We start from the raw sequence: 26,283 nt of genomic DNA on the forward strand, positions 1-26,283 counted from the left end.
GGGCTCCTTTAGGCGAGGTGCAAGGCAACGACGACGAGGTCGATCGCCTTGATGCCGACGAAGGGAATGACGATGCCGCCGAGGCCGTAGATCAGCAGGTTACGCCGAAGCAACGCGCCGGCACCGACGGCGCGATAGGCGACGCCCTTCAGCGCCAGGGGGATCAGGCCGATGATGATGAGCGCGTTAAAGATGATCGCCGACAGGATGGCGCTCTGCGGGCTCGACAGGTTCATGACGTTCAGCACGTTGAGCTGTGGGTAGAACGCCAGAAACATGGCCGGGATGATCGCAAAATATTTTGCGACGTCGTTGGCGATCGAGAAGGTCGTCAGCGCGCCGCGCGTCATCAAGAGCTGCTTGCCGATCTCGACCACCTCGATCAGCTTGGTGGGATTGGAATCGAGGTCGACCATGTTACCGGCCTCACGCGCAGCCTGTGTGCCTGTGTTCATGGCGACACCGACGTCGGCCTGGGCGAGCGCCGGCGCGTCGTTGGTGCCGTCGCCGCACATGGCCACCAGCTTGCCTTTCGCCTGCTCGTCGCGGATCAGCTTGAGCTTGTCCTCGGGCGTTGCCTGCGCCAGGAAGTCGTCGACACCGGCTTCCGCGGCGATCGCCGCCGCCGTCATCGGGTTGTCGCCAGTGATCATGACGGTGCGGATACCCATGCGGCGCAGCTCGGCAAAGCGCTCGCGGATGCCGCCCTTGACGATGTCCTTGAGCTGGATGACGCCGAGCAGCTTTCCGTCCCTGGCGACGGCCAACGGCGTCCCGCCGGCTTTCGAGATGTCGTCTGCAATGGTCTGGATCTCGCGGCCGATCTCGGACAGTGCTGCAGGCTGGATGGCGCGCGCCGTATTGCCCGACGCCACGGCCATCGGCGCGCCGCCGCCGACATAGTTGAGCATGGCATCAACCGCGCCCTTGCGCACCGAAGAGCCGCCGGCATCGACACCGCTCATGCGGGTCTGCGCCGTGAACGGGATGAAAGTCGCCCCGAGCTCGGCCATGTCGCGGCCGCGGATGCCGTATTTCTCCTTCGCGAGAACGACGATGGAGCGGCCCTCGGGGGTCTCGTCGGCAAGCGAGGCGAGCTGAGCGGCGTCCGCCAGCTCCTGCTCGCCGACACCGCGCACCGGTCGGAACGCGGTGGCTTGGCGGTTTCCGAGCGTAATGGTGCCGGTCTTGTCGAGCAGCAGCGTGTCGACGTCGCCGGCCGCCTCGACCGCGCGGCCGGACATCGCGAGCACGTTGAAGCGCACCAGGCGGTCCATGCCGGCGATGCCGATGGCCGAGAGCAGCGCGCCGATCGTGGTCGGAATCAGCGTCACAAACAGCGCGACCAGCACGATCACCGAGATCGAGCCGCCCGCATAGGCCGCATAGCTCGGAATGGTGACGGTCGCGAACACGAAGATGATGGTGAGGCCCGCGAGCAGGATGTTCAGCGCGATCTCGTTCGGCGTCTTCGCGCGCTCGGCCCCCTCGACCAGCTTGATCATGCGATCGATGAAGGTCGAGCCCTGCGCCGCCGTGATGCGGACGCGGATCCAGTCGGATAGCACCTGGGTTCCGCCTGTCACCGCGGAGCGGTCGCCCCCGGACTCGCGGATCACGGGTGCGGATTCGCCTGTTATGGCGGCCTCGTTGACGGACGCGACGCCTTCGATCACCTCACCGTCGGACGGGATGGTGTCACCCGCCTCGACCAGCACGATGTCGCCGACCTTGAGGCTCGTGCCCGGCACCAGCTTGAAGTCCTTACCCGCGCCGCTCAGCAGCTTGGCCTGGCTCTCGCTGCGGGTCTTGCGCAGCGAATCGGCCTGCGCCTTGCCACGGCCTTCGGCCACCGCCTCAGCGAAGTTCGCGAACAGCACTGTGAACCAGAGCCAGACGATGATCTGGAAGGTAAAGCCGAGATTGGTGCCCTCAGTGACGAGATCGCGCAGGAAGATCACCGTGGTGAGCGCGGCCACGATTTCGACCACGAACATTACGGGGTTCCTGATCATCAGCCGCGGGTCGAGCTTGGTGACGGAAGCGCGGATCGCCGGCACGACGATCTTGGGATCGAGCATCGCCGAGACGGACGCGCGCTTCTGCAGTTTCATGGTTTCCATGGAGGTCACTCCAGACAATCAGAAGAGGTTCGATCAGAACACTTGGCCTGCATTCATCGCGAGATGCTCGACGATCGGGCCGAGTGCGAGCGCCGGGAAGAAGGTGAGGCCGCCGATGATCAGGATTACGCCGACGACGAGGCCGACGAAGAGGCCGCCGGTGGTCGGGAACGTGCCCGCCGACGGCGGAATGGATTTTTTGGCGGCGAGCGAGCCCGCGATCGCCATGGCCGGCACGATCATGAAGAAGCGGCCGACGAACATCGCGCTGGCGAGGGTGAGATTGTAGAACAGCGTGTTGCCGGTGAGGCCCGCGAACGCCGAGCCGTTGTTGCCGGTCGCCGACGTATAGGCGTAGAGCACCTCGGTGAAGCCGTGGGGGCCGGCATTGGCCATGGAGGCCACCGCCGCGGGATAGACCACGCCGACCGAGGTCCAGCCCAGATACATCAGCGGCAGCACCAGGATCGCGAGCATCGCCATCTTGACCTCGCGCGCCTCGATCTTCTTGCCGACATATTCCGGCGTGCGGCCGACCATCAGGCCCGCGACGAAGATCGCGAGCACGACGAACAGCAGCATGCCGTAGAGGCCGGCCCCGACGCCGCCGATGATGATCTCCCCTAGCTGCATGTTGATCAGCGGGATCATGCCGCCGAGCGCGGTAAAACTATCATGCATGGCGTTCACCGCGCCGCAGGACGCCGCCGTGGTGATCACGGCGAACAGCGAGGACGCAACGATGCCGAAGCGAACTTCCTTGCCCTCCATGTTGCCGCCGGTCAGGCCGAGCGCCTGAAGCATCGAAGTGCCGTTGGCTTCCGCCCAATAGGTGATCGCGACGCCGGCGACGAACAGGACGCCCATCACGGCGAGAATCGCGAAGCCCTGGCGCTGGTTGCCGACCATGCGGCCGAACACATTGGTCAGCGCGGCGCCCAGCGCGAAGATCGACAGCATCTGCACGAAGTTCGACAGCGCGGTCGGATTCTCGAAGGGGTGCGCCGCATTGGCATTGAAGAAGCCACCGCCATTGGTGCCGAGCATCTTGATCGCGACCTGCGAGGCCACCGGCCCGACAGCGATGGTCTGCTTGGCGCCTTCGAGCGTCGTGGCCTCGACATAGTCGCCGAGCGTCTGCGGCATGCCCTGCGAGACCAGGAACAGCGTATAGACCACGCAGATCGGCAGCAGCACATAAAGGGTGCAGCGGGTCACGTCGACCCAGAAATTGCCGACCGTGCGCATCGAGGCGCGCGAGAAGCCGCGGATCAGCGCCACGGCGAGCGCGATGCCGGTCGCGGCCGACAGGAAGTTCTGGTGCGTCAGGCCGACCATCTGCACGAGATACGAAATCGTGCTCTCGCCACCGTAGTTCTGCCAGTTGGTATTGGTGATGAAGGAGATCGCGGTGTTGAAGGACAGATCCTCGGCAACCGCGGTCTGCCCGGCCGGATTGAAGGGCAGCACCGCCTGCAGGCGCATCACACCGTAAATGATCAGGAAGCCGCCGACATGGAACAGCAGCATGGAAACCGTATAGGTCAGCCAGTGCTGCTCGCGCTTCTCGTCAACGCCTGAGATCCAGTAGATGCCGGCCTCGATCGGACGCAGCACCGGCGAGAGAAACGTTGTCTCGCCATTGAACACACGCGTCATGTACCAGCCGAGCGGTTTTGTCAGCGCGACGATGACGACGCAGAAAAGAATGATCTGGAGCCAACCGATCACAGTCATGGAATCAACCCTTCAGGCATTTTGTCCGCCGCAACAGCGGCAGCCGCACGGCTCAGAACCGTTCCGGCCGCAGCAGCGCATAGGTGAGATAGACCAGAAGGCCGAACGAGACGGCACCGGCGAGCGCATAATCGAACATCATGATCCGCTCCGTCACAGCCGTTCGCAGGCGTAGGTGTAGCCGATCGCTAGGGCAAAGAAGCCGAAGCCCAGCGCCAGCATGAGAATGTCCATCATGGGAAAACTCCTCGTTGCGCTCCGTGGCGGAGGCAACTGTGTCTCACTTCCCCGGCAGGCAGCTTGCGTTGAATCAAGTGCAACGCATGTGCAGCAGTTGCCGGCCGGGACTTTCACCGCCTTCACGTGCCACCACGCACATAGGTTTTCGAGACGTGGGCTCTGGCGAAGTTATAGGAATCTCATAAAGGACGGCGCGCCGGCGACGCGTTGCATCCCGCGCGGATGGGGCCAGTGCTTATGAGATTCCTATATCTCCCAACCCCTTCCCGTCTCGTTTTCCAATGCTCTTCCCGCCATCCTGAACAGGCCGGCCGACGGACCGACGCCCGCTCCAGGAGGCCTGATATGACCGTCGCTTTCCAACACTATGATCCACCGGCCCTCACCGACCGCCTCCGCAACGCGCAAGGCATGACGCGGCCGTTGATGCTCGAAATCATGGACAAGGCCTGCCGCCGCTTCCCTTCTCTCGGACAGACCGAGCGCACCGCGCGCGTCATGCGCCTGATCGATGCCGAGGCGTGGACCGATGCCGCGCTGGCGCTGATGGAACTCGAACTGCCGCTGTGGCAGGTCCGCCGCATCGCCTACGATGAGGGCGAATGGCACTGCGCACTGTCGCGCGAACGCGAACTGCCGGACTGGCTCGACGCGGCGGTCGAGGGATGCCATGGCGACCTCGCGGTCGCGCTGATGTCGGCTTTCGTGGAGATACAGGCACTGGCCGTCGAAACTTCGCGGCCGAGCGTTCCCAGCGTGCGTCCCGCTGCGGATGCGCTCTACGAGCCGGCGGCTTGCGAGAATTTCAACTGAGCGCGAAGCCTTATGGCGTTCCTATGAGATCGCCGAGCGCCCTCTCTCGAAATCCTATCCATCGAGAAAGATATTGATCGGGAGGTTGCGGGACGAAATTCCGCCCCTCGCGTCAATTGGAAGGACTTCATCCGTGAAACTCGTCGAACCTCCCTCGTGCAGCTCGCTCTCCAGCATCGTCTTCATCGGCCGGAACCATCGCGGACAATGGATTGCGCAGGAGCAGCACGGCCTCTATGGCGGCCTGTTCGTCAGCCGCGCCCAGGCGATCAAATACGTGCTGTTCGAGAACGGACATCATCCCGAGACCATCGTCGAACTGTCGCGCGAGATCGAGCTCGACATGGGTAAACACCCCGACCTCTCGCAGCGCGCGGCCTGAGCGCCGCGCATCCGGGCAAGCAAGCCATGTTCATTCCTCCTTCAGCCTGGTTCACCGGTTTCATCCCGGATCTGCCGACGCCGTTCGACGCAGCCGACACGATCGACCTCAGGGCGTTCGCCGCCCTGTGTGAGCGCCAGGTTGCAGCCGGCGTGCCTGCGATCGTGGTTTGCGAGACGGCGGGCGAAGCGCCGACGCTTTCGGCCGCCGAGCAGGAACTCGTCATTCGCACCGCGGTCGAAGTTGCCCGCGGGCGGGCGCGGGTCATCGCGGGTGCGATGTCGAATGCGACCGGCCGCGCTGTCGAGCTTGCGCGGCGCGCAGAGGCAGCCGGTGCCGATGCCGTCATGTCGGTGGTGCCCGCCTACAACAAGCCGATGCAGGAGGGGATGCTCGCGCATTTCCGCGCCATAGCCGGCGCGATCGGCCTGCCCGTGATCCTGCACGACGTCCCCTCCCGCACGCTGCGTCCGCTCGCCGACGAGACATTGCTGCGTCTGGTCGAAGCCCGCCAGTTCGTGGGCCTGCGCGATGGGAGCGGTGACAGCACCCGCCCGATGCGCCTGAGCCGGCTGCTGCCATCTGGCTTTCGCCTGCTATCGGGCGACGACGTCTCCACATTCGGCACTCTCGCCGGCGGCGGCGACGGCGCAATCTCGGAGGTTTCCAACATCGCGCCAGATCTATGCCGCACGATCTTCTCACAAATCCGGCAGGGTCGCCTGCAAACGGCGCGCTACCTGCACAAGCGTCTCGTGCCGCTCATCGCCTGCCTGTCCCGCGAAAGCCCGGCTGCACTCAAATACGCACTGAGCACGCTGGGCCTGATGTCGCCCGCGACAAGGCTGCCGATCGTGCCGCTGGATGATCTGGCTCGGGCCGAGGTCCGGAGAGCCTTCATGGCGATTGCCGACGAGGAGCTGATCGACAGCATCGGCGCTTAGAGAGCGCGCCTATAGCGCTCCTATACGACAACACCCACACCCGCCTCGCATTCCTATGCTGCGATGCTCACTATCAGAAGCCAGATAGGGCGACCGTCTCGTCGCCCGAGAGACAAGGACTTCCATATGTCGATGCTGACACAGGGCTTTCAACGCCCCTTCCGCTGGGCCGAACGCCCGGCCAGGGAACGCAAGGCCGAGCTCAAGCGCGTCGCGCGGCGTGCACTTGCGGTGCTCACGATGGGCAGCGTGCTCACGGCGCTCATCGTGCTGAAGACCGCCATCCACGTCTGGCACCTCCACGCCTGAGGGCGCTATGATGACCTTGCAGACGTGTGAGGAGGCCGCCATGGCCGCGATTGCTCTTCAAGCTTTTGATCGCCAGCCGCGGCAGCGGCCTGCGGCGGAATTGACGCCGCTCGATCCCGACGTCGTCAGCGCCGCCATTCCCGCCTTTTTCATCGGCCGCAACAAGGTCGGCCTCTGGGTCGCCCGCGAGGCGCGCGGACGCATCGGCGGCCTGTTCCTGTTCAAGAGCTCGGCCGTCGATTTCGCCAACCGCCAGAGCGCGCCGGCACGGTGTGCGCTGGTGTTTCCCGCCGAGACCTTCGAGCTCGACATCGAGAACCGCGGCAATCCGCTGATCGTGCTGGCCGAACGAGCCAGGCGGCTGCTGGCTCGCCTCACCGCGGTGCCCACCGCGGACAGCTAGCATATGCCGCTCTTCAGGGGACCTCTCGAGCACGCGGTCACCACGACCATCCTGACCATGACGCTGAGCCTGATCTGGGGGGCGGTCCTGACGATCGTGATCACGCTCGCAGCGCGTGGGCTCGGGGTCTAGAGCCTTCGATCACTTCCGCGGGCCGACCGCGAAGTGACCAAGGCTGCCCATCAGGCGAGCAACCGGGCAGGAACGGCGATCGCGATGACGGATAGGCCGCCCCGGTCCTTGCGGAAAACGCCCGGCCGATCTGGCGCAGTTTCACGGAACCGTGTTAGACGGGCTGCATGAGCACAAGCAGCGTCAACGTCGTCGCCCACCCCCTGGTCCAGCACAAGCTTTCCCTGATGCGGGAGAAGGATCGCTCGACCAAGAGCTTTCGCGAGATCCTGAACGAGATCGGGATGCTGCTCGGCTACGAGGTGACGCGCGACCTGCCGCTGGAGCTGGTCGGGATCGAGACGCCGATCTCGCCGATGCAGGCGCCGAAGATCGCCGGCAAGAAGCTCACGCTGGCGCCGATCCTGCGCGCCGGCGTCGGCTTCCTCGACGGCATGCTGGCGCTGATGCCTTCGGCCCGCATCGCCCATATCGGGCTCTACCGCGACCCCGAGACGCTGCAGGCCGTGGAATATTATTTCAAGGCACCACAGGACCTGTCGGACCGCACCGTGATCCTGATGGACCCCATGCTGGCGACCGGCAATTCGGCCTGCGCCGGCGCCTCGCTGCTGAAAGACCGCGGCGCCCGCGACATCCGTTTCGTCTGCCTGCTGGCAGCGCCTGAAGGCGTTGCGAAGTTCCAGGACGAACATCCGGACGTGCCGGTCTGGACCGCCGCGATCGATGAGCGGCTCAACGACCACGGCTATATCGTGCCGGGCGCTGGGCGATGCCGGCGACCGGATGTTCGGCACCAAGTAGACAGGTTGCGCGATCGGGCTACTCCGGTGGCCATGCACGCCGACGATGTTTCGCTGCAATCGCTGATCGAATCGGAGACATCAGCCGAGCCCGCCTTCGTGTTCGACGGCACGTCCGTGTCGCGCACGGAATTTTCGATGAAGGTCGAGCAGACCGCTGCCTGGCTTGCCGCGCAGGGCATCGACAAGGGCGACGTCGTCGCGGTCTGGCTGGTCAACCGGGTCGAATGGATCGCGCTGCTGTTCGCCGCCGCCAGGCTGGGTGCGATCGTCGCCGCCGTCAACACGCGGTATCGCAGCGCGGAGGTGGTGCATCTTCTGAAACTGTCCGGCGCCAAGCTTCTGGTGGTCGAGGCCGCGTTTCGCTCGATCGATTTCGCTTCCATTCTCGCCGACATCGCCGGCGAAGAGGTGCCGGCCCTGCAGAAGGTCGCGACGGTCGGCGCGGATGCGATCGCCGCAAAATGGTCCTGCACGCGCTTCGATGCGTTCGATAAGCCCTATCCGCTGACTCCCGCCCAAGAAGACATCGACCTGCCCGTACTGCTCTACACCACATCGGGCACGACAAAAGGCCCGAAGCTGGTGGCGCATTCGCAGCGAACGCTCGCAAGCCACGCGAAAGCCGTTGCCAAGGCACTCCAGCTCTCGCCGCAGCGTCACGCTCTACTGGCGATGCTGCCATTCTGCGGCACCTTCGGCATGACGAGCCTGCTGGGCTTCATCGCGGCGGGCGCGACCGTCCACGTGCTCGACGCTTTTGAGGCGGCACCGGCTTTGAACATCCTCAGCAAGCAGCAAATCACACACGCCTTCGGCTCCGACGAGATGTTTCGCCGCATCCTCGCACTGACCCACGCGCCGCGACCGTTCCCGCATCTCGAAGTCTGCGGCTATGCCGCGTTCCAGCCCGGCTGGCGCGAGCTGGCTACAGAGGCCGAGACGCGCGGCCTGCCGCTGTTCGGCCTCTACGGCTCGAGCGAGGTGCAGGCGTTGTTCTCGATCGGCCGCCACGGCGACGCTTTCGCCGATCGCATCGAGGGCGGCGGCTGGCCGATGTCATCAGAGGCGAAGGTGCGCGTGCGCGATACCGAGAGCGGCGAGCTCACCGCTCCCGGCGTCTCCGGCGAGATCGAGATCAGCGCGCCATCGCGCTTCCTCGGCTATTTCAACAACCCGGAAGCGACGCGCGAGGCCATCACCGCGGACGGCTTCTTCCGGACCGGCGATATCGGCCGTCTCCGCGGCAACGGCGCCTTCGTCTATGAGACCCGCGCCGGCGACGCCATGCGCCTCGGCGGCTTTCTGGTCGCGCCCGGCGAGATCGAGGACGAGCTCAAGTCCTGTGCCGGTGTCGCCGACGCCCAGGCGGTCGCTGTCGATCTGAAAGGCCAGGCGCGCTGCGTCGCCTTCGTGATCCCTACTGGTCGGCCGCCACAGCAGGAAACCTTGGTCGCGCGCCTGCGTGAGCGGCTCGCCGGCTACAAGGTGCCGGCACGCATCTATGTCGTGGATGCCTTCCCGGTCACCGACAGCGCCAATGGCGTCAAGATCCAGCGCGCAAAACTCCGCGCCATGGCGATGAAACGGATCGCCGCCGAATAGAAACCTTCAGAGCAACCTGCTCAGTACGATTTGGCGAGGCCCAGCACCTTCTCCGCGATGAAGCTGAGCGCGAGCTGCGGACTGACCGGCGCGATGCGGGGGATCAGCACCTCGCGCAAATAGCGCTCGACGTGAAATTCCTTGGCATAGCCAAAGCCGCCATGGGTCATCACCGCCTGCTCGCACGCCGAGAAGCCGGCTTCGCCGGCGAGATATTTCGCAGCGTTGGCCGCGGCGCCGCAGGGCATGCCCTTGTCGTATTGCCAGGCCGCCGACATCACCATCAGCCATGCCGCCTCGAGCTCGACCCAGTTCACGGCGAGCGGATGCTGGATGCCTTGATTTTTGCCGATCGGGCGATTGAACACGACGCGCGTCTTGGCGTATTCGGTCGCGCGCGACAGTGCGAGCTTGCCGAGGCCGACGGCCTCCGCCGCGATCAAGATACGCTCGGGATTCATGCCTTCGAGGATGTACTCGAAACCCTTGCCCTCTTCGCCGATGCGGTCCTCCATGGCAATTTCAAAGTCCTCGAAGAACAGCTCGTTGGAATCGACGATCTTGCGGCCCATCTTCTCGATCTCGTGGACCTTGATCTTGTTGCGGTCGAAGTCCGTGTAGAACAGGCTGAGACCGTGGGTCGGCGAGCCCACGTCTTCGAGCGGCGTGGTCCGCGCCAGCAGCAGGATCTTGTGCGCGACCTGCGCGGTCGAGATCCATACCTTCTGGCCATTGACGATGTAGCGGTCGTTCTTGGCGACCGCGCGGGTCTTGAGCTGCGTGGTGTTAAGGCCGGTGTTGGGCTCCGTGACGGCAAAGCACGCCTTCTCGCGGCCCTCGACCATCGGCGGCAGCATGCGCTTGCGCTGCTCCTCGGTGCCGAACACGACCACCGGATTGAGGCCGAACACGTTGATGTGCACCGCAGAGGCGCCGGACATGCCGGCGCCTGACTCCGCGATGGTGCGCATCATGATCGCGGCTTCAGTGATCCCGAGCCCGGAGCCGCCATAGGCTTCCGGCACGCAGATGCCGAGCCAGCCCGCGTCGGCCAGCGCCTTGTGGAAGTCGTGCGGGAAGCCGCCGTCGTGGTCCTTCTTCAGCCAGTAGGCATCGGGAAAGCCTTCGCAGATCTTTACGATGGCGTCGCGAATGGCTTCCTGCTGATCGGTGAGCGCGAAATCCATCGGTGTTGATCTCCCTGATCGCCCTGCTCGCGCTGTTGACTTGAAGCTCGGTACATAGACCTGAACGCCCCCGTCAGGTAGATGTACCACGCATGCGGCCATGTTCGACGGAAATGCCGCCACGCGGCAAGATCATCAGACGACGTTGAGCGACATGTCCGGCAAGCCCTCGGGCTTGCACCGTAGCGCGTCGCTCTTCACCACGGGGCCGACATGCTCCGGCGTGCCGGAATAGATGATGTCGCCGGCCTTCAGCTCGAACGCTTCCGACGACTTTGCGATCTGCTCGGCGGCGCTCCAGATCCACCCAGGCCGGTCCGCCCAAATGTGCTAGCATGGAACTTGCATAGATTCTGGGCGACATGGACGCCGCATGAACCTCATCAGTCTCGATATCCGCATGCTCCGGTCGCTGATCTCGGTGGTCGAGACCGGCAGCATCACCGAGACTGCGCGACGGCTGGGCCGCACCCAGCCGGCGATCACGCTGCAATTGCAGCGGCTGGAGGAGCTCACCGGCAAGCAATTGTTCGACCATGCCGGCCGCAGGCTGACGCTGACCGACGACGGCACTGTCGTCCTCACCTACGCCAAGTCTATCCTGAGGTTGCATGACGAGCTGATCTCGCAGCTGGCTTCGCAGGAGATCGAGGGCCAGGTCGTGCTCGGCACGCCCGACCTCTACGCGGCGTTCATGCTGCCGCAGATCCTCAGCGTGTTCCGGAAATCTTTCCCGCGCGTTCAGGTCGAGCTCAACTGTGCGCTGTCGACGCCGCTCGTCGGCCTCGTCAAGCGCGGCGATGTCGACATCGCGCTCGTCACCCGCATGAACGATTTCACCGGCGGCCAGGTGGTGCGGCGCGAGCAGCTGGTGTGGATGACGGGCGAGCAGTCCACGGCGCATCAGGAGCGACCGATCCCGCTTGCGCTGCTGCCGCCGGGCAACATCTATCGCGACTACGCCATCGATACGCTGGAACGCGCAAACCTGCGCTGGCGCGTCGCCTGCGTCAGCGAAAGCGTCGGCGGACTGCAAGCCGCCGCCTTCGCCGGCATGGCCGTCACCGTGCTCGGCCGCAGCGCCCTGGTGCCGGCGATGCGCGAGATCGGGCCGAATGAAGGGTTGCCCCCGCTGCCGAAGATCGAGCTGCTGCTGTACAAATCCAACGGCGCCACCTCGAAGGCCGCGACCGCGCTGCACGACTATCTCGCGCACTATCTGCGGCTCGACGACGAGCTCAGCGGCCGCGGCACGCCGATCGAGCTGTCGTAACTCCTGCGATTCAGTGATGCTCGCCAGCGTTTCGCAAAGCCCTCGACACCCAACATCGAGGATTTAGCCAGCCCGGGGCGCAGTGATGAGGCCTTGCAGAGCGAGAAACGGAACGACGCAGACCGCCGAGGCCTGACCGAGCAGCACGAGCCCGAGAACAGTCTGCGTGAGCATCATGTGCTTCGCCCCTCTGCGGCGGCCCGTGGCCGCCGCAGCCGCATCGGTACGCCGCCGCCGCGCGGCGGGTCGTCATTGTCGTTGTCACCGCCGAGCTTGCGCAGGGCGGCCAGGATATCGACGAGCCGGACCGCGTGGTTCATGCCGGGGATTTCGCGCAAGGCGGGACAGGATTCGACGGTGTACATGTCGGACGCCCAGGACGACAGGATGATCCGCTTCTCCGGGGTGGAGAGCTCCTGCGCATCCAGGACCTCGGCAGGCGAATCGTAATGGGCTGCGGGATGAAACAGCGGATTGAGATCGCCGGAATTGGCATTCACGTTGGTCATTGGCGGTGCCTCCCTCATACTCCTTTCAAATCGAGGGTCTGTTGACGGGGACGGCGGCGTCGATCGCCGCCGTCCGTGACGCTAATGCGTGTTGATCGGGATGCGCTTGACGCCTTCCCGCGCCTTCTCGGACTTCGGCAGCGATACGGTCAGGACGCCGTCCTTGAACGAAGCCTCTGCCTTGTCCTCCTCGACGCCGTCCAGCGGGATCTGCCGTTCGAAGGCGCCATAATAGCGCTCGGTGAAGTACCGGCCATCGCCGTTGCGCTCAGCCTTCTTCTCGCCGCGCACGGTCAGCACGCCGTTGGCGATCTCCACCTGGACGTCCTTCTCGTTGAGGCCGGGAAGCTCGGCCGAGACCGTCAATGTCTTGTCGGTCTCGCTGAGCTCGACCTTGGGCCAGCCGAAACGGCCTTCCATCAGCGGCGACAGGCTGGTCCCGCCGAAGCCGCGGAAGACGTCCTCGAACAGGCGATTCATCTCGCGGTGAAGCGTCAGGAAGGGGTCGAAATTGTCGCGCGATTGCGCGAGCTCCTGGTTTTTCGACCAGGGAATGAGATCACGAAAAGCCATTGTTCTCTCCTTGATGCATCGGGAGCGCGGCGCGCATCCGCACGCCGCGTTCCGCCACTGAACCGATCGAGCGCTTAGGCTGCTTTCTTCTGCTCGATCTGCGATGCCGCAGGAGTGCCGCCCGCGATCGGAATCCGGCGCGGCTTCATGGCTTCCGGAACCTCCCGGACGAGGTCGACGATCAGGAGCCCGTCCTGGAACGAGGCCTGCTTCACCTGGACATAGTCGGCGAGGTTGAACACGCGCCGGAATGGCCTGGCGGCGATGCCCTGATACAGGTATTCGCGCGCAGCGGTCTCGGGCTTCTTGCCCTCGATGGTGAGCGCGTTCTGCTCGGCCGTCACGTTGATATCGCTGGGACCGAAACCTGCCACGGCAAGGCTGATCCGGTAATGGTCTTCACCGGAACGTTCGATATTGTAGGGGGGATAGTTGTCCTCGTTCGCCTGGCGCAACGTGCTGTCGACGAGGTCGGCCAGGTGATCGAAGCCGATGGTGGAGCGCCACAGGGGCGCGAAGTCGAAACTGGTCCTCATAACCAAGTCCTCCAAAGAGCAAGATGGATACGAAGGAGCGCAAGACAGGTATCAGACGGGTCCGATGACCGGTCCGGCGCCCGCGCCGAGCCCGATCTGGCACCCGGCACACCGCTCTCGCGGCGAAAAACGACTTATAAAAACCGCTGTCGATTTCAAGAGGTCGCCTCGAAAAATTTTCGAATCCCGGCAGACGAGAGGCCGGGCCGGTTCCAGCCCTACGCCTTGGGTCGTCCACGCAGGGCCACCTGCGGCCAGAACTTCGCCCAGGGCTGCGCCTGCTCGAACGCGGCGGCGATCCGGAAGATCGTGGGCTCGTCGAGCCAGGGCGCGATGATCTGAAGACCGATCGGCATGCCGTCACGATCGAGACCGCAGGGCAGTGTCGCGGCCGGAAGCCCGGCGAGGTTGATCGGCCAGGTGAACGGCGACCAGCCGAGATGCGGATCGACCTTGCTGCCGTCGATGGTGTCGACGCCGATCTTGGCGGCCCCGAACGCGGTCACGGCAACCGTCGGCGTCACCAGCACATCGACGCGTTCGAACAGCTTGATGAAGGCATTGCGCACCTGGCCGCGGCGATAGCTCGCTTCGATGTAATCCGTACCGCTGTAGCGCCGGCCGGCGCTGACGACATCGCGATAGTGCGCTTCGGAGTCCGCGAGATCGGCCCGCGTCTTGGTCGAGACCGCGGCCGCCTGCTCGGTAAATGCGATCGGCTTCAACGTATGCTCGAGGATATCAGGATCGAGACCCGGCTCATCCATGGTGACTCGCGCGCCGCACGAATCGAGAATCGCGAGCGCCCTGCCGAAAGCTGCGCATACGTCGGAACTGACGGCGGCATAGCCGAGATCGGCGCTGGCGCCGACACGAATACCATCCAGGCGCCCTGCAGTCGTATCGAAGCGGCGCGCGGACACGCGAAGGCTTGCGGCATCGCGCAGATCGTAAGCAGCGATGATCTCCAGCGTCAGCGCGGCATCGGCAACGGTCCGCGTGATCGGCCCGGTATGCGCGAGCGAGGCCCAGGACGGCGGCGAGAAGCCGGGCAAGCGTGGCACGAGACCGAAAGTCGGCTTCAGGCCAAACACACCGCAAAAGGAGGAAGGCACACGGATCGAGCCGACGCCGTCGGTGCCGATTGCGATCGGGCCACAGCCGGCAGCGACGCCCGCTGCCGCACCGCCGCTCGATCCACCACTGGTGCGACCAGGATTCCAGGGATTGCGCGTGATGCCGGTGACCGGGCTGTCCGCCGTCAACTTGTACCCGGACTCGCAAGTGGTGGTCTTGCAGGTGATGATCGCGCCTGCTGCCTTCAGCGCCGACACCACGGCAGCATCGGCTTCAGGAACAAAGCCTGCGTTCATCGGCGAGCCGGCATAGGCCGGCACGCCCGCGACGAAGATGAGGTCCTTGATCGTGACAGGCACGCCGGCGAGCGGTCCCTGGTCTTCGCCCGCGTGCATTGTCTTCGTGAGGCGATCGGCCTCCGCTCGCGCCTGCTCGTACATCGGCGTCACCACCACGTTGCAGGTCTCGTTCGTCGCCTCCAGCGCGGCGATGGTGTCGTCAACGACATCGCGCGGCGTGAATGCCTTGCGCCGGTAGCCGGCCATGATCTCGGTTGCGGAAAGCGCGCCAAGGCCAGTCGGCGCCGGCGGGAGGGCCGTTCGGCCGGAACCATCAGTCATCATCAACCCTAAGGAACTTGACGAGCGCCGCGTCGACGGCGCGCTTGGCCATGACAGTGACGAGATGCGCCCGGTAATCGGCTTCGGCATGGATGTCGGATGTGAGACCGTCGGTGTCGATCTTGATCGCCGCGATCGCGGATGGATCGAAATTTTGCGACAGCGCCGCTTCCATCGGGGGCACACGGAACACACCCGGCCCCGCACCCGTGACCGCGACGCGAACACCATCGGCGAACTTCGCGACGAACACGCCGACCAGCGCATAGCGCGAGGCCGGCGCCTTGAACTTTGCGTAGCCCGCCTTGAGCGGCACCGGAAAACGGATCGCGGTGATGATCTCGCCCGCTTCCAGAGCGGTCTCGAACAAGCCGAGGAAGAACTTGTCCGCCGCGATCTCACGCATGCTGGTGATGATGGTGGCGCCGAGACCGAGAACGCCGGCGGGATAATCCGCGGCCGGATCGTTGTTGGCGACTGAGCCGCCGAGGGTGCCGCGGCTGCGCACGGCAGGATCACCGATCATCGAGGCCAATGCCGTGAGCCCGGGGATTTTCGCCTGCACCAGTTTCGAGCCTGCAACCACCGCATGCGGCGTCATCGCGCCGATGGTGATGGTCTCACCGTCGTCGGTGATGCCCTTGAGGGATCCAAGCTTCGACAGATCGACCAGCGCAGGCGGATTGGCCAGCCGCTGCTTGAGCGTCGGGATCAGCGTCATGCCGCCAGCGAGGAGCTTGCTGTCCTCGATCGAGGTCAACAGCTTGGCCGCATCGGGAATTTGGACGGGCTGATGATAGGCAAATGGCTTCATTGTTGTCCTCCCTATTCCGCGGCGACCGGCAGCGACGCATTTTGCAGCAAGCGCCAGATCCGGTTGGGCGTCGCGGGCATGTCGACATGGGTGACGCCGAGATGCGACAGCGCATCGACCACCGCGTTGATCACGGCGGCGGGCGAACCGATGGTGCCGACCTCTCCGCAACCCTTCACGCCCATCGGCGTGTGCGTGCAGGGCGTCGAGTGGGTCGCAACTTTCATCATCGGCATATGGTCGGCGCGCGGCATGCAATAGTCCATCAGCGAGCCCGACAAGAGCTGACCGGTGCCCTCGTCATAGACCGCGTTTTCGAACAGGGCCTGGCCGACGCCCTGCACGATACCTCCGTGCAACTGCCCCTCGACGATCATCGGATTGATGACAGTGCCGACATCGTCGACTGCCGTGTAATTGACCAACGTCACCGTGCCCGTCTCCGGATCGACCTCGACCTCGGCGATATGGCAGCCGCCGGGATAGGTGAAGTTGACAGGATCGTAATAGGCCTGCTCCTCCAGGCCCGGCTCCAGCACCTCGAGCGGATAATCGTGCGGCACATAAGCCGCGCCCGCGATCTCCTCGAACGTCTTCATACGGTCGGTGCCGGCCACCGAAAATTTGCCGCTCTCGAACTGGATATCCGCTTCGGCCGCCTCGAGCAGGTGCGAGGCGATTTTCTTGCCTTTGGCGATTACCTTGTCGGTCGCCTTGGACAGCGCGGCCCCCCCGACCACGAGTGAGCGCGAGCCATAGGTGCCCATGCCGAACTGCACCCGATCGGTATCGCCGAACACGATGTCGACATTCTCGAAGGCGACGCCGAGCTTGTCGGAGACGATCTGCGCAAAGGTCGTCTCGTGGCCCTGGCCGTGATTGTGGGTGCCGATCATGACCGTCACCTGGCCGGTGGGATGCACGCGCACGGTGGCACTCTCATAGAGGCCCCCGCGCGCCCCGAGCCGTCCCGCGAACCGCGACGGCGCGAGGCCGCAGGCTTCGACATAGGTGGAATAGCCGAGCCCGCGGAATTTGCCCTTGCTGGCGGAGGCCGCCTTGCGCACGCCGAAATTCTTGACGTCGGCGGCTACAAGCGCGCCGTCGAGGCAGCCCATGGGATCACCGGAATCGTACTGCACCAGCACCGGCGTCTGATAGGGATAGGCTTCCTTCGGGATCATGTTGCGGCGGCGGATCTCGACGCGGTCGATACCCATCTCGGCGGCTGCGACATCGACGATGCGCTCCAGCACGAAGGTCGCTTCGGGGCGGCCGGCGCCGCGATAAGCGTCGACAGGCACGGTGTTGGTGAAGACCACCTTCACGTTGCAATAGATCGCGGGCGTGGTGTAGACGCCGCCAAGCAGCGGACCGTAGAGATTGGTCGGAATGTTCGGCCCGAAGGTCGAGAGATAGCCGCCCATATTGGCGAGCGTGTTGACGCGGAAGGCGAGGAATTTTCCGGTCTCGTCCAGCGCCAGTTCGGCCTCGGTGACGTGATCGCGGCCGTGGCGATCGGAGACGTACCCCTCCGAGCGGCTCGCCACCCATTTCACCGGCCGCTTCACGCGCTTGGCAGCCCAGGTGACCACGGCCTCTTCGCCGTAGTGGAACTGCTTGACGCCGAAGCCGCCGCCAACATCGGGGGCAACCACGCGCAGCTTGTGCTGCGGGATGTTCAGCACCAGCGCGCCCATCAGGAAGCGCACGACATGCGGGAATTGGCTGGTGGTCCACAGCGTGAAGCGATCGGTGCCGGGCTCGTATTCCGCGATCGCCGCGCGCGGCTCCATGGGATTACCGATCAGGCGGTTGTTGACGAGGCTGAGCCTGGCGACATGGGTGGCCCTGCGAAACGCGGATTCCACCGCAGCCCTGTCGCCGAGCTCCCAGTCACAGCAGATATTGTTTGGGATATCGTCGAACAGTTGCGGCGCATTCGGCCTGACCGCTTCGAGCACGCCAATCACGGAGGGCAGCACCTCGTAATCGATCCTCAGCAGCTCAGCGCCGGCGTTCGCCTGCTCCGGCGTCTCCGCGATGACAAAAGCCACCATATCGCCGACGAAGCGCACCTTGCCTTGCGCCAGCATCGGGAACGGCGGTTCCTTCATCGGCACGCCCTTGGCATCCGAAATGCCCCAGCCGCAGGGCAGTGAGCCGAGGCCGTCGGCCTTGACGTCATCGCCGGTGAGGACCGCGATCACGCCAGGCGATGCCAGCGCCGCAGCCTTGTCGATGCCGCGCAGTATCGCGTGTCCATGCGGCGAGCGCACGAACACACCCGCGGTCATGCCGGGACGTTTGATGTCCGAGACGTAATTGCCGCGGCCGGTGAGGAAACGCTGGTCTTCTTTTCGCTTCGGTGCGGCGCCGATGCCGATCACATTGGCCATGGTCATTCTCCCTTGGCGGCGCTCATGGCGGCAGCGCCGGCCATGACCGAAACGACGATATTCTGGTAGCCGGTGCAGCGGCAGATATTGCCTTCCAGGCCGTGACGGACATCGGCCTCGGTCAGATCCCTCTTCTCGGTCGCGAGCGCGACCGCGGTCATCAGCATGCCGGGCGTGCAGAAGCCGCATTGCAGACTATGATGCTCGCGAAACGCCTCCTGCATCGGATGCATCTGGTTCGAGCCGGGCGCGCCTTCCAGACCCTCGATGGTGAGCAGCGTCGCTCCGTCGAGCGCGGGCGCCAGCAACGTGCAGCTCTTCACGGGCAGTCCGTCGAGATGGACCACGCAGGCGCCGCACTGGCTGGTGTCGCAGCCGATATGGGTGCCGGTGAGGTTGAGCTGCTCCCGCAGCAGCTCGGCGACCAGCGTTGCCGGTTCGACCTCGACAGTGATGGGCCGGCCGTTGAGTGTGAAGGATATCTGCACGGTCATGCTCCTGTGCGCAGGGGTCTTGAGGCGAGAGGCAACGCGCTGCCGGTGGCCCATGTGGCCATCACGACATCGCCGACGGTGAAGGGATCTGCGAAGAAGGTTTTTTCCGGCACGTAGGCGACGAACTCGTCGTCGGGCACGGTGTCGAGCATCACCTTGACGAAATAGCCCTGGTACTCGATCGCGAGCACGCGGCTCGGCAGCGACGTGGTGCAACCTGGCGGCAGGTCCCTGCCCGGCCTGACAAGAGCAACGTCGTCGCGGCGGACCGCGATATCGACGATGTCACCGATGCCGACGGTCGCGCGCGCCTGCAGCGGCACCTCGATGCCATCAGGTGCGGCCTGCGAGAGGGTGAAGCTTGCACCGTTGACCTTCTCGACCCGACCGGACAGCACGTTCTGCCCGCCCATGAACTCGGCGACATAACGATCGTGCGGATGCGCGTAGACGTCGCGCGCCGCACCAGCCTGCTTGATCTTGCCGTGCTCCATCACCACCACGAGATCGGCGAGCGCGATCGCCTCGAGCTGGGTGTGGGTGACATGGATGAAGGTGATGCCGAGCTCCTGCTGCATGCGCCGGAGCTCCTGGCGCATCTGCACGCGAAGCTGCTCGTCGAGCGCGGACAGCGGCTCGTCGAGCAGCAGCACCCTTGGTTCGGTGATCGCCGCCCGCGCCAGCGCAACGCGCTGCTGCTGGCCGCCGGAGAGCTGGGCCGGCAGACGGTCGGCGAACTGCGTCAGCCGCACCTTCTCGATCATGGCGTCGGCCGCCCGCAGGCGATCGGCCTTCGACTGACCGCGGACCCGCAATGCAAAGGCGATGTTCTCGCGCACCGTCAGATGCGGGAATAGCGCGTAGGACTGGAACATCATGGCGGTGCGGCGCTGCACGGGCGCGAGCCCGACGACATTCTGGCCTCCGATGACGATTTCGCCTGAGGTCGGATCCTCGTGACCGGCGATCATGCGCAGGATCGTGGTCTTGCCGCAGCCGGACGGGCCGATGAAGCAGCAATAGGCGCCATCTGCGATCCTGAGATTGACGCCGTCGACCACGTTGGTGATGCCGTCAAAGCTCTTGCAGACGCCTGCAAGTTCGATATCGCCACGATCGCTTTTCATTCCCGTCTCAACCCTTGCTCAACCTTTGGCCTGGCTGCCGCGTTTCTTCTGGATCAACACGATGCTGCCGAGGCTTGCGCCGATGACGATGAAGGAGACGACGGTGGTCACCGTGCCGAGCGCATAGAGCGAGGGCGAGGTGACGTTCAGCGTCATGCTCCAGATTTCCAGCGGCAGCGTGTTCAGCGAACCCGCGGTCTGAAGGCTGCGCGCGAACTCGTCGTAGGACAGCGTGAAGCCGAACAGTGCGACTGCGACGAGGCCGGGCGCCAGCACGGGGATCATCACCAGCCGGATCGACTGCCAGCGACTGGCGCCGAGATCGTAGGCCGCCTCCTCCCAGGCGTGGTCGAAGCGCGACATCACCGCGAACATCACGAGCACGCCGAACGGCAGCGTCCAGGACAACTGCGCCCCCAGCGCCGAGGTGTACCAGCTTGCGTTCAGACCGAGCGCCTGGAACAGAAGACCCGTGCCGAGGCCGAGCACGAGCCCGGGCGCCACCAGGCTGCCGATCATCATGTAGAAGACAAAAGTGTCCCCGCGAAAGCGCCTGCGGAAGCCGAGGCCTGCAAGAAACGACACCACCACGGTGATGATGGTGACGACGACGGCGAGCTTGATCGAGCGATCAAACGAGCCCTTGACGTCGCCGGTCCGCACCTGGGTGAAGAGATCAACGAACCAGTGCAGCGAATAGCCTTTCATCGGAAACACCAGGCCGCCGCGGATGTCCTGGAACGACAGGACGTAGATGCAGAACATCGGGCCGTAGAGCGCGATGACGTAGAAGGCGAACAGCGTCGCCAGAACGTAGAACGTCCAGGGCCGGCCGCCCTTGCTGGGCGCGATCGCCTTGGTCGTCGCATGCGTGACCGTTTCGGGCATGTCGGCAAGGACAGCGCTCATCGCGTGATCTCCTGCCTGATGTCGACGGTGCGCAGGATCAGCGAGACGATCGCAACCAGGACCAGCGTCAGCAGAACGGCGCTTGCCGCGGCGGTCGGATATTGCAGCACGCCGACGTCCTCGTAGAACGCGCTGACGACCGAGGCCGAGCCGCCGCCGGACATCACCTTGACCACGAAGAAGTCGCCCATCACGATCGAGACCACGAAGATGGTGCCGAGCGCGATACCGCTCTTGGACATCGGCACCACGATCAGGCGCATGATGTCGAACCGGCTGGCGCCGGCATCGATCGCGGCTTCGATCAGCTTCTTGTCGATCCGGGCCATGGAATTGAAGATCGGCACGATCATGAAGATCGTGAGCTGGTGAACATAGGCGATGACGACGGCGAGATCGGAGAACAGCAACACCTCGAGCGGCTGATGGATCAAACCCATCGCCAGCAGCGCCTGGTTGATCAGGCCCTCCTTGCCGAGCAACGGGATCCAGGAAATCATCCGAATGATGTTCGAGGTCCAGAACGGAACCGTGCAGAGCAGGAAAAGGCCGATCGCCAAGAGCTGGTTTCGAACGTGGAAGACGAGGAAATAGGCGACGAGGAAGCCGATGACCAGCGTGATGACCCACGTCAGCGCGGTGAACTTGATCGTCGCCAGATACAGCTTCAACGTCAGCGCCGAATGCAGCACTTCGACATAGCTTGCCAGCGTAAAGCTCGGGGTCAGCCCGCCAAAGCCGTCGGTGGCGGAGAAGCTCGCAGCCAGCACGACCAGGATCGGCGCCACGAAGAACGGCACGAGAACCATGACCAGCGGCGAAACATAGAGCCAGCCGGCGAGATTGGAGCGTGATGGAAATGGACCTGGACTCGGCTGCATATGACCAATGGCCTCGATGGCGGTCTTATCAGCACCGGCGCGTCACGGCGCCGGTGCTTCGTTGACGTCAGGGAATGCAGGCCTCAGGCCACCTTGAAGTCGTTCCAGCGCTTGTTCATGTACGCCGCCTCGTCCATCAGCGTGTTCCAGCACGAGATGTTCTTGACGCGATCGAGGAACGAGCCGCCGTCGCGCTTGGTGCCGGCCTTCTCCATCGCAACGCCATAGGGATCGTTGACGACTTCAGGCGAGGGTTGGCCCTCGTACCAGAACGCCCATTCGGCCGGGGTGAGGAATTTCTTCGCGGTCGAAGGCACCGGGCTGTAATAGCCGTAGCGCGCGACGAAGCCGCCCTGCCAGCCTGAGAGATACCAGTTGAGATATTCGTAAGCCGCCTCCAGCTTCTTGCCGGAGAGATGCTTCATCAGGCCCATGCCGTTGCACCAGCCGCGATAGCCTTCCTTGCCGTCCTTGACGTTAACAGGCGCGTAGACGCAGGGAATCTCCTTGACGCGGACGGCAGCGACCGCGGGCGACCACATCGACTGGATCACCACTTCGCCCGCGGCCATCAGTTGCACCGACTGGTCGAAGGTGGTCCAGGTCGCGCGGAACTGGCCCTGCTTCTTCAGCTCGATCAGCTTGTTGCAGGTGAAGTCGATCTCCTCCTTGGTCATGTTGCCCTTGTTGCCGTACTTGATCAGCCCGGCACTTTCGAAGCAGAGCGCGGCATCCATGATGCCGATCGCGGGCACGTCGAGGATCGCGGCCTTGCCCTTGAACTTGGGATCGATCAGATCCTTCCATTCGGTCACTTCGTGGCCGACGAGGTCGGGGCGATAACCGATGGAGTCGGCGTTGTAGACCTGCGGCAGGAACGTCGCCCATTCGGTGACACCGTCATTCAAATCGGTCGCGTCGGGCTTGGCGATGTACATGGCCTCATAGGGCGAGATTCCCTGGCGCGGGATCTTGTGGCCGTCGATCTCGCCCTTGGTGAAGATCGGCAGGATGTTGTCGAACTCCTTGATCTTCTTGACTTCGATGCCCTGGATGACGGCTCGCTTCGCGGCGAGCTTGGCCTGCCAGCCCTCGAGATCGGCGATATCGACCGTATTAGGCTGGCTTATGAAGCGGTTGATGGCAGCGGAGGTGTCGAGGTTCTGCATCGTCACCTTGAAGCCGAGATCCTTGGCGGCCTGGTCACCGATCGCCTTCACCACCGAATAGGACACGCCGACATGGCGCAACTCGATGTCCTTGATCTCCTGCGCCCAGATGGTCGGGAATCCGCGGATCGCATCCGATCCTGCGGCTGCGCCCGCAACCGCGGCCGTCCCCTTCAATAGCGTGCGACGGCTCAGCTTTTTCACGGGCTTCGCTGCCGTTCCCGCCGGATCGGACGTGAAATTCCCCTTCGTCTCGTCAGACATGGCAACCCTCGTTGGCTACGATGAACGCTCGCACCGATCGCCATTGACCGGCTGCAGATGGGATCAGTTGCGCGTGAGGCTATGGCTGAGATTTTGCGAAGTAAAATTGGAAGTAAAAATTCGCCGCATAAACGCGGCTAATGGATCGGCCCGCTGCATTTGCTTTTGGCAGAAGCGCATAAGAAGGCGCCAGACCGTGCAGAATAGGCGCGGCAATGGGGCTCGCCCGCCCGTTCACACAGCGGAGCTGACGACGAGTCCTGTCAGGACTTGAGCGTCTCGCGCGCCGTCTCCGGCGTCATCAGCGTCGCGGTGATGGTGATGATCGACAACGCGATGATGTAGAGCGACACCGGCCAGTAAGTGCCGGCCCAGGCGAGCAACGCGGTTGCGATCAACGGCGAGAAGCCGCCGCTCAGTGCGGCTGCGACATTGGCACCCAGCGAGGCGCCGCTGTAGCGCACTTGCGTGCGGAACAGCTCCGGCATGAACGCGGCTTTCGGTCCGAACAGCAGCGCATGTGTCAGGGTCATGGTGACGACGAGTGCGAACGTGATCAGTCCCGGATCCCTGGTATCGAGGAACCAGAACAGCGGAAACGCCAGCGCCACCGAGAACACGCCGCCGGCGAGATACAACGCCTTGCGGCCGAAGATATCCGATAGCCAGCCGGCCAGCGGCAGCGTCGCGAACTCGACGATCGCGGCGTAGACGACCGCATTCAGGATCACCTGGCGCGGCAAGCCGAGCGTTGCCGTGGCATAGACCACGACGAAAACGGTGAGGAGATACGCAAGCCCGACTTCCGACACCGTGATGCCGATCGCCAGCAGAAAGCTTCGCCAGTCGCGGCGCAGCACGTCCCAGACCGGCTGCGCCAAGACTTCCTTGCGTTCGACGACCTTCTTGAAGTGCGGCGTCTCCGCGAGCTTGAGACGTACGATGAAGCCGATGCCGACCAGCACGATGCTGATCAGGAACGGCACACGCCAGCCCCAGCTCAGAAAATCCGCTTCGGGCAATTGCGTCATCAGCCCGAAGATGCCGGTGGAAGCGGCAACGCCAACCGGAAAGCCTATTTGCACCAGGCTGCCGTAAAAGCCGCGCCTGCTGCCGGCGTGCTCGACCACCATGACCACAGCGCCGCTCCATTCGCCTCCGAGACCGATGCCCTGAATAAAGCGCAGCGCGACGAGCAGGATCGGCGCCCACACGCCGATCTGGCTGTAGGCCGGCAAGCAGCCGATCAGGAACGTGCCGAGCCCCATCGCGATCATGGTCGCGACCAGCATTGTCTTGCGGCCGAGCCGGTCGCCATAGTGCCCGATGATGGCACCGCCGATCGGCCGTGCCACGAAGCCGACCGCGTAGGTCGAGAATGCCGCGAGCGTGCCGACGAAGGGATCGAAGCCCGGGAAGAACAGCTTGTTGAGCACGAGTGCGGCGGCCGTGCCATAGATCAGAAAGTCGTACCACTCGATCGCGGTGCCGAGCGCGCTCGCCCACACCACATGGGCCGTCGTCGATCGCTCCGTTGCGCCGGAGACTCCCGCTGCTGCCGTCATTGCCATCCGCCCCACAATTCCGGAGGGCATCATGGCCAAACACGGTCGGGGCTGCAACGTGCGGCGCATTCGACCGATCCAGCCTCATTATTCGTTATTGACAAACTCATTCGTCTTTATTTAATTTGGATCAAAACAACCCGCCGCGCCGAGCGGCCATAAAAGAGAGGGAATGACATGAGAGGGCTTTTGGCCTGCGCCATGCTCGCCGCCATGATGTCTGCTGCCATGACCACGGTCGCGAGCGCGCAAGTCTCCGACGACGTGGTGCGCATCGGCGTGCTGACCGACCTGTCGAGCTGGGGCCGTGACAACTCGGGGCCGGGATCCGTCGAGGCGGCCAAGATGGCGGTCGAGGAATTCGGCCCGACCCTGCTCGGCAAGCCGATCGAGATCATCAGCGCCGACCACCAGATGAAGACCGACGTCGGCGTCAACATCGTGCGCGGCTGGTTCGACAACGGCAAGGTCGACGCCGTCGCCGACATCCCCAATTCCGGCATCGCGATCGCCGTGCACAACATGGTGCGCGAGCGCAACAAGATCGCCCTGCTCTCCGGCCCCGGCGCGAGCTCGCTCACCGACGAGCTGTGCAGCCCGAACACCGTGCACTTCACGTACGACACCTACGCACTGTCCAAGGTCACAGCGTCCGCCGTGATCAGGGAAGGCGGCAAATCCTGGTACTTCATCACCGCGGATTACGCCTTCGGCCAGCAACTCGAGAAGGACGCCACGCGCTTCATCAACGAGATGGGCGGCAAGGTGCTCGGCGGCGTCCGGCATCCGACCAACACGGCCGACTTCTCCTCGTTCGCGCTGCAGGCGCAGAGCTCCAAGGCTGACGTCGTCGCGTTCGCCAATGCCGGCCAGGACACCGACAACGCCATCAAGCAGTCCGGCGAGTTCGGTCTGGTCCAGGGCGGCCAGAAGCTCGTCGGTCTCCTGATGTTCGACACCGACGTGCACGCGGTCGGCCTCAAGGCCGCGCAGGGCACCTACATGACGACGGCGTCGTATTGGAACATGGACGAGGCGACCCGCGCCTGGTCGAAAAAATTCTTCGCCCGCACCAATGTGATGCCGACCATGATCCATACCGGCGTCTACGGCTCGGTGCTGCACTATCTCAAAGCCATCAAGGCCGCCGGCACCGACGATCCGGCCAAGGTCATGGCCAAGATGCGCGAGCTGCCGATCGAGGACACCTTCGTTCACGGCGGCAAGTTGCGAGAGGACGGCCGCGTCGTCCGCGACATGTATCTGGCCAAGGTGAAGTCGCCCGAGCAGTCGAAGGAACCCTGGGATTATCTCGACATCATCAAGACGGTGAAGGGCGAGGACGCCTTCCGCCCGGTCTCCGAATCCAAATGTCCGCTTCTGAAGAACTGAGGT

The 26,283-nt window shown here is 64.2% G+C and carries 25 protein-coding genes and 2 pseudogenes; 10 read left to right on the top strand and 17 right to left on the bottom strand.

What is annotated here, in order from left to right; translation table 11 throughout:
• Window positions 1-8 precede the first annotated feature (8 nt).
• Genes kdpB through ACVIIW_RS01965 form a run of 3 tightly spaced genes read right to left on the bottom strand, consistent with a single transcriptional unit; the run spans window position 9 to window position 4,002 of the window.
• Window positions 9-2,123, bottom strand: coding sequence for a potassium-transporting ATPase subunit KdpB (gene kdpB / locus ACVIIW_RS01955; protein ID WP_456699197.1), 2,115 nt, complete (start codon window positions 2,121-2,123; stop codon window positions 9-11).
• A gap of 33 nt (window positions 2,124-2,156) precedes the next feature.
• Complete coding sequence (gene kdpA, locus ACVIIW_RS01960) at window positions 2,157-3,860, bottom strand: potassium-transporting ATPase subunit KdpA (protein ID WP_456699198.1); 1,704 nt, start codon at window positions 3,858-3,860, stop codon at window positions 2,157-2,159.
• A gap of 52 nt (window positions 3,861-3,912) precedes the next feature.
• Window positions 3,913-4,002 carry a K(+)-transporting ATPase subunit F gene (locus tag ACVIIW_RS01965; protein ID WP_456699199.1) on the bottom strand — a complete coding sequence of 30 codons (90 nt, stop codon included), beginning with the start codon at window positions 4,000-4,002 and terminating at the stop codon, window positions 3,913-3,915.
• A gap of 443 nt (window positions 4,003-4,445) precedes the next feature.
• Between ACVIIW_RS01965 and ACVIIW_RS01970 the strand changes: the two genes are divergently transcribed.
• The 8 genes and pseudogenes from ACVIIW_RS01970 (at window position 4,446) to ACVIIW_RS02005 (ending at window position 9,491) form a co-directional block, all read left to right on the top strand.
• Window positions 4,446-4,913, top strand: a complete 468-nt coding sequence (locus ACVIIW_RS01970; RefSeq protein WP_456699200.1) for a hypothetical protein — start codon at window positions 4,446-4,448, stop codon at window positions 4,911-4,913.
• A gap of 133 nt (window positions 4,914-5,046) precedes the next feature.
• Window positions 5,047-5,295: a hypothetical protein gene (locus tag ACVIIW_RS01975; RefSeq protein WP_456699201.1), complete on the top strand. Its 249-nt coding sequence runs from the start codon at window positions 5,047-5,049 to the stop codon at window positions 5,293-5,295.
• Between the two features lie 26 nt (window positions 5,296-5,321).
• Window positions 5,322-6,239 carry a 4-hydroxy-tetrahydrodipicolinate synthase gene (gene dapA / locus ACVIIW_RS01980; protein WP_456699202.1) on the top strand — a complete coding sequence of 306 codons (918 nt, stop codon included), beginning with the start codon at window positions 5,322-5,324 and terminating at the stop codon, window positions 6,237-6,239.
• A gap of 126 nt (window positions 6,240-6,365) precedes the next feature.
• The gene (locus ACVIIW_RS01985; RefSeq protein WP_456699203.1) at window positions 6,366-6,548 is read left to right on the top strand and encodes a hypothetical protein; all 183 of its coding nucleotides are present in this window, start codon (window positions 6,366-6,368) and stop codon (window positions 6,546-6,548) included.
• A 10-nt stretch (window positions 6,549-6,558) separates the two neighbouring features.
• Complete coding sequence (locus tag ACVIIW_RS01990) at window positions 6,559-6,951, top strand: hypothetical protein (RefSeq protein WP_456699204.1); 393 nt, start codon at window positions 6,559-6,561, stop codon at window positions 6,949-6,951.
• 3 nt (window positions 6,952-6,954) lie between these two features.
• Window positions 6,955-7,083, top strand: a complete 129-nt coding sequence (locus ACVIIW_RS01995) for a hypothetical protein (protein WP_456699205.1) — start codon at window positions 6,955-6,957, stop codon at window positions 7,081-7,083.
• A 167-nt stretch (window positions 7,084-7,250) separates the two neighbouring features.
• Window positions 7,251-7,887, top strand: a pseudogene (upp, locus tag ACVIIW_RS02000) (uracil phosphoribosyltransferase).
• Between the two features lie 32 nt (window positions 7,888-7,919).
• Entirely contained in the window at window positions 7,920-9,491 is a 1,572-nt protein-coding gene (locus tag ACVIIW_RS02005; protein WP_456705063.1) for an AMP-binding protein, read from the top strand.
• Between the two features lie 20 nt (window positions 9,492-9,511).
• On the opposite strand, the gene ACVIIW_RS02010 is transcribed toward ACVIIW_RS02005, so the two are convergent.
• Together ACVIIW_RS02010 and ACVIIW_RS02015 are read right to left on the bottom strand one after the other, a co-directional pair.
• Window positions 9,512-10,678: an acyl-CoA dehydrogenase family protein gene (locus ACVIIW_RS02010; RefSeq protein ID WP_456699206.1), complete on the bottom strand. Its 1,167-nt coding sequence runs from the start codon at window positions 10,676-10,678 to the stop codon at window positions 9,512-9,514.
• Window positions 10,679-10,813: 135 nt separating this feature from the next.
• A pseudogene (locus tag ACVIIW_RS02015) lies at window positions 10,814-10,987 on the bottom strand (fumarylacetoacetate hydrolase family protein); the annotation flags it as partial.
• A gap of 64 nt (window positions 10,988-11,051) precedes the next feature.
• Here ACVIIW_RS02015 and ACVIIW_RS02020 point away from each other — a divergent pair.
• A complete protein-coding gene (locus tag ACVIIW_RS02020) occupies window positions 11,052-11,951 on the top strand; it encodes a LysR substrate-binding domain-containing protein (protein ID WP_456699207.1) in 900 nt (299 codons plus the stop codon).
• Window positions 11,952-12,124: 173 nt separating this feature from the next.
• Here the strand turns inward: ACVIIW_RS02020 and ACVIIW_RS02025 are convergent, their stop codons facing one another.
• The 12 genes from ACVIIW_RS02025 to ACVIIW_RS02080 all read right to left on the bottom strand — a co-directional run bounded on the left by ACVIIW_RS02025 (window position 12,125) and on the right by ACVIIW_RS02080 (window position 24,888).
• Window positions 12,125-12,460: a hypothetical protein gene (locus tag ACVIIW_RS02025; protein ID WP_456699208.1), complete on the bottom strand. Its 336-nt coding sequence runs from the start codon at window positions 12,458-12,460 to the stop codon at window positions 12,125-12,127.
• An 81-nt stretch (window positions 12,461-12,541) separates the two neighbouring features.
• Complete coding sequence (locus ACVIIW_RS02030; protein ID WP_456699209.1) at window positions 12,542-13,033, bottom strand: Hsp20/alpha crystallin family protein; 492 nt, start codon at window positions 13,031-13,033, stop codon at window positions 12,542-12,544.
• Between the two features lie 74 nt (window positions 13,034-13,107).
• Window positions 13,108-13,569, bottom strand: coding sequence for an Hsp20 family protein (locus ACVIIW_RS02035; protein WP_456699210.1), 462 nt, complete (start codon window positions 13,567-13,569; stop codon window positions 13,108-13,110).
• A 218-nt stretch (window positions 13,570-13,787) separates the two neighbouring features.
• Window positions 13,788-15,266 (bottom strand): amidase, encoded by a 1,479-nt coding sequence (locus tag ACVIIW_RS02040; protein WP_456699211.1) that lies wholly within the window; start codon window positions 15,264-15,266, stop codon window positions 13,788-13,790.
• Window positions 15,259-16,080 carry an FAD binding domain-containing protein gene (locus ACVIIW_RS02045; RefSeq protein WP_456699212.1) on the bottom strand — a complete coding sequence of 274 codons (822 nt, stop codon included), beginning with the start codon at window positions 16,078-16,080 and terminating at the stop codon, window positions 15,259-15,261. Before ACVIIW_RS02045 ends, ACVIIW_RS02040 begins: the two co-directional genes overlap by 8 nt.
• Before the next feature lie 11 nt (window positions 16,081-16,091).
• A complete protein-coding gene (locus tag ACVIIW_RS02050) occupies window positions 16,092-18,479 on the bottom strand; it encodes a xanthine dehydrogenase family protein molybdopterin-binding subunit (RefSeq protein WP_456699213.1) in 2,388 nt (795 codons plus the stop codon).
• Between the two features lie 2 nt (window positions 18,480-18,481).
• On the bottom strand, window positions 18,482-18,973 hold the full coding sequence (locus tag ACVIIW_RS02055; protein WP_456699214.1) for a (2Fe-2S)-binding protein: 492 nt from the start codon (window positions 18,971-18,973) through the stop codon (window positions 18,482-18,484).
• Window positions 18,970-20,100, bottom strand: coding sequence for an ABC transporter ATP-binding protein (locus ACVIIW_RS02060; RefSeq protein WP_456699215.1), 1,131 nt, complete (start codon window positions 20,098-20,100; stop codon window positions 18,970-18,972). The genes ACVIIW_RS02055 and ACVIIW_RS02060 overlap by 4 nt, the downstream gene beginning before the upstream one ends.
• An 18-nt stretch (window positions 20,101-20,118) precedes the next feature.
• Entirely contained in the window at window positions 20,119-21,009 is an 891-nt protein-coding gene (locus ACVIIW_RS02065; RefSeq protein WP_456699216.1) for an ABC transporter permease, read from the bottom strand.
• Window positions 21,006-21,890, bottom strand: coding sequence for an ABC transporter permease (locus ACVIIW_RS02070; RefSeq protein WP_456699217.1), 885 nt, complete (start codon window positions 21,888-21,890; stop codon window positions 21,006-21,008). The genes ACVIIW_RS02065 and ACVIIW_RS02070 overlap by 4 nt, the downstream gene beginning before the upstream one ends.
• 83 nt (window positions 21,891-21,973) lie before the next feature.
• Window positions 21,974-23,323, bottom strand: a complete 1,350-nt coding sequence (locus tag ACVIIW_RS02075) for an ABC transporter substrate-binding protein (RefSeq protein WP_456699218.1) — start codon at window positions 23,321-23,323, stop codon at window positions 21,974-21,976.
• Window positions 23,324-23,586: 263 nt separating this feature from the next.
• Window positions 23,587-24,888, bottom strand: a complete 1,302-nt coding sequence (locus ACVIIW_RS02080; RefSeq protein ID WP_456699219.1) for an MFS transporter — start codon at window positions 24,886-24,888, stop codon at window positions 23,587-23,589.
• Between the two features lie 177 nt (window positions 24,889-25,065).
• Here ACVIIW_RS02080 and ACVIIW_RS02085 point away from each other — a divergent pair, with 177 nt between their 5' ends.
• Window positions 25,066-26,280 (top strand): ABC transporter substrate-binding protein, encoded by a 1,215-nt coding sequence (locus ACVIIW_RS02085; protein WP_456699220.1) that lies wholly within the window; start codon window positions 25,066-25,068, stop codon window positions 26,278-26,280.
• The last annotated feature ends 3 nt before the right edge of the window (window positions 26,281-26,283 follow it).

It is taken from the genome of Bradyrhizobium sp. USDA 4449, assembly GCF_054056275.1.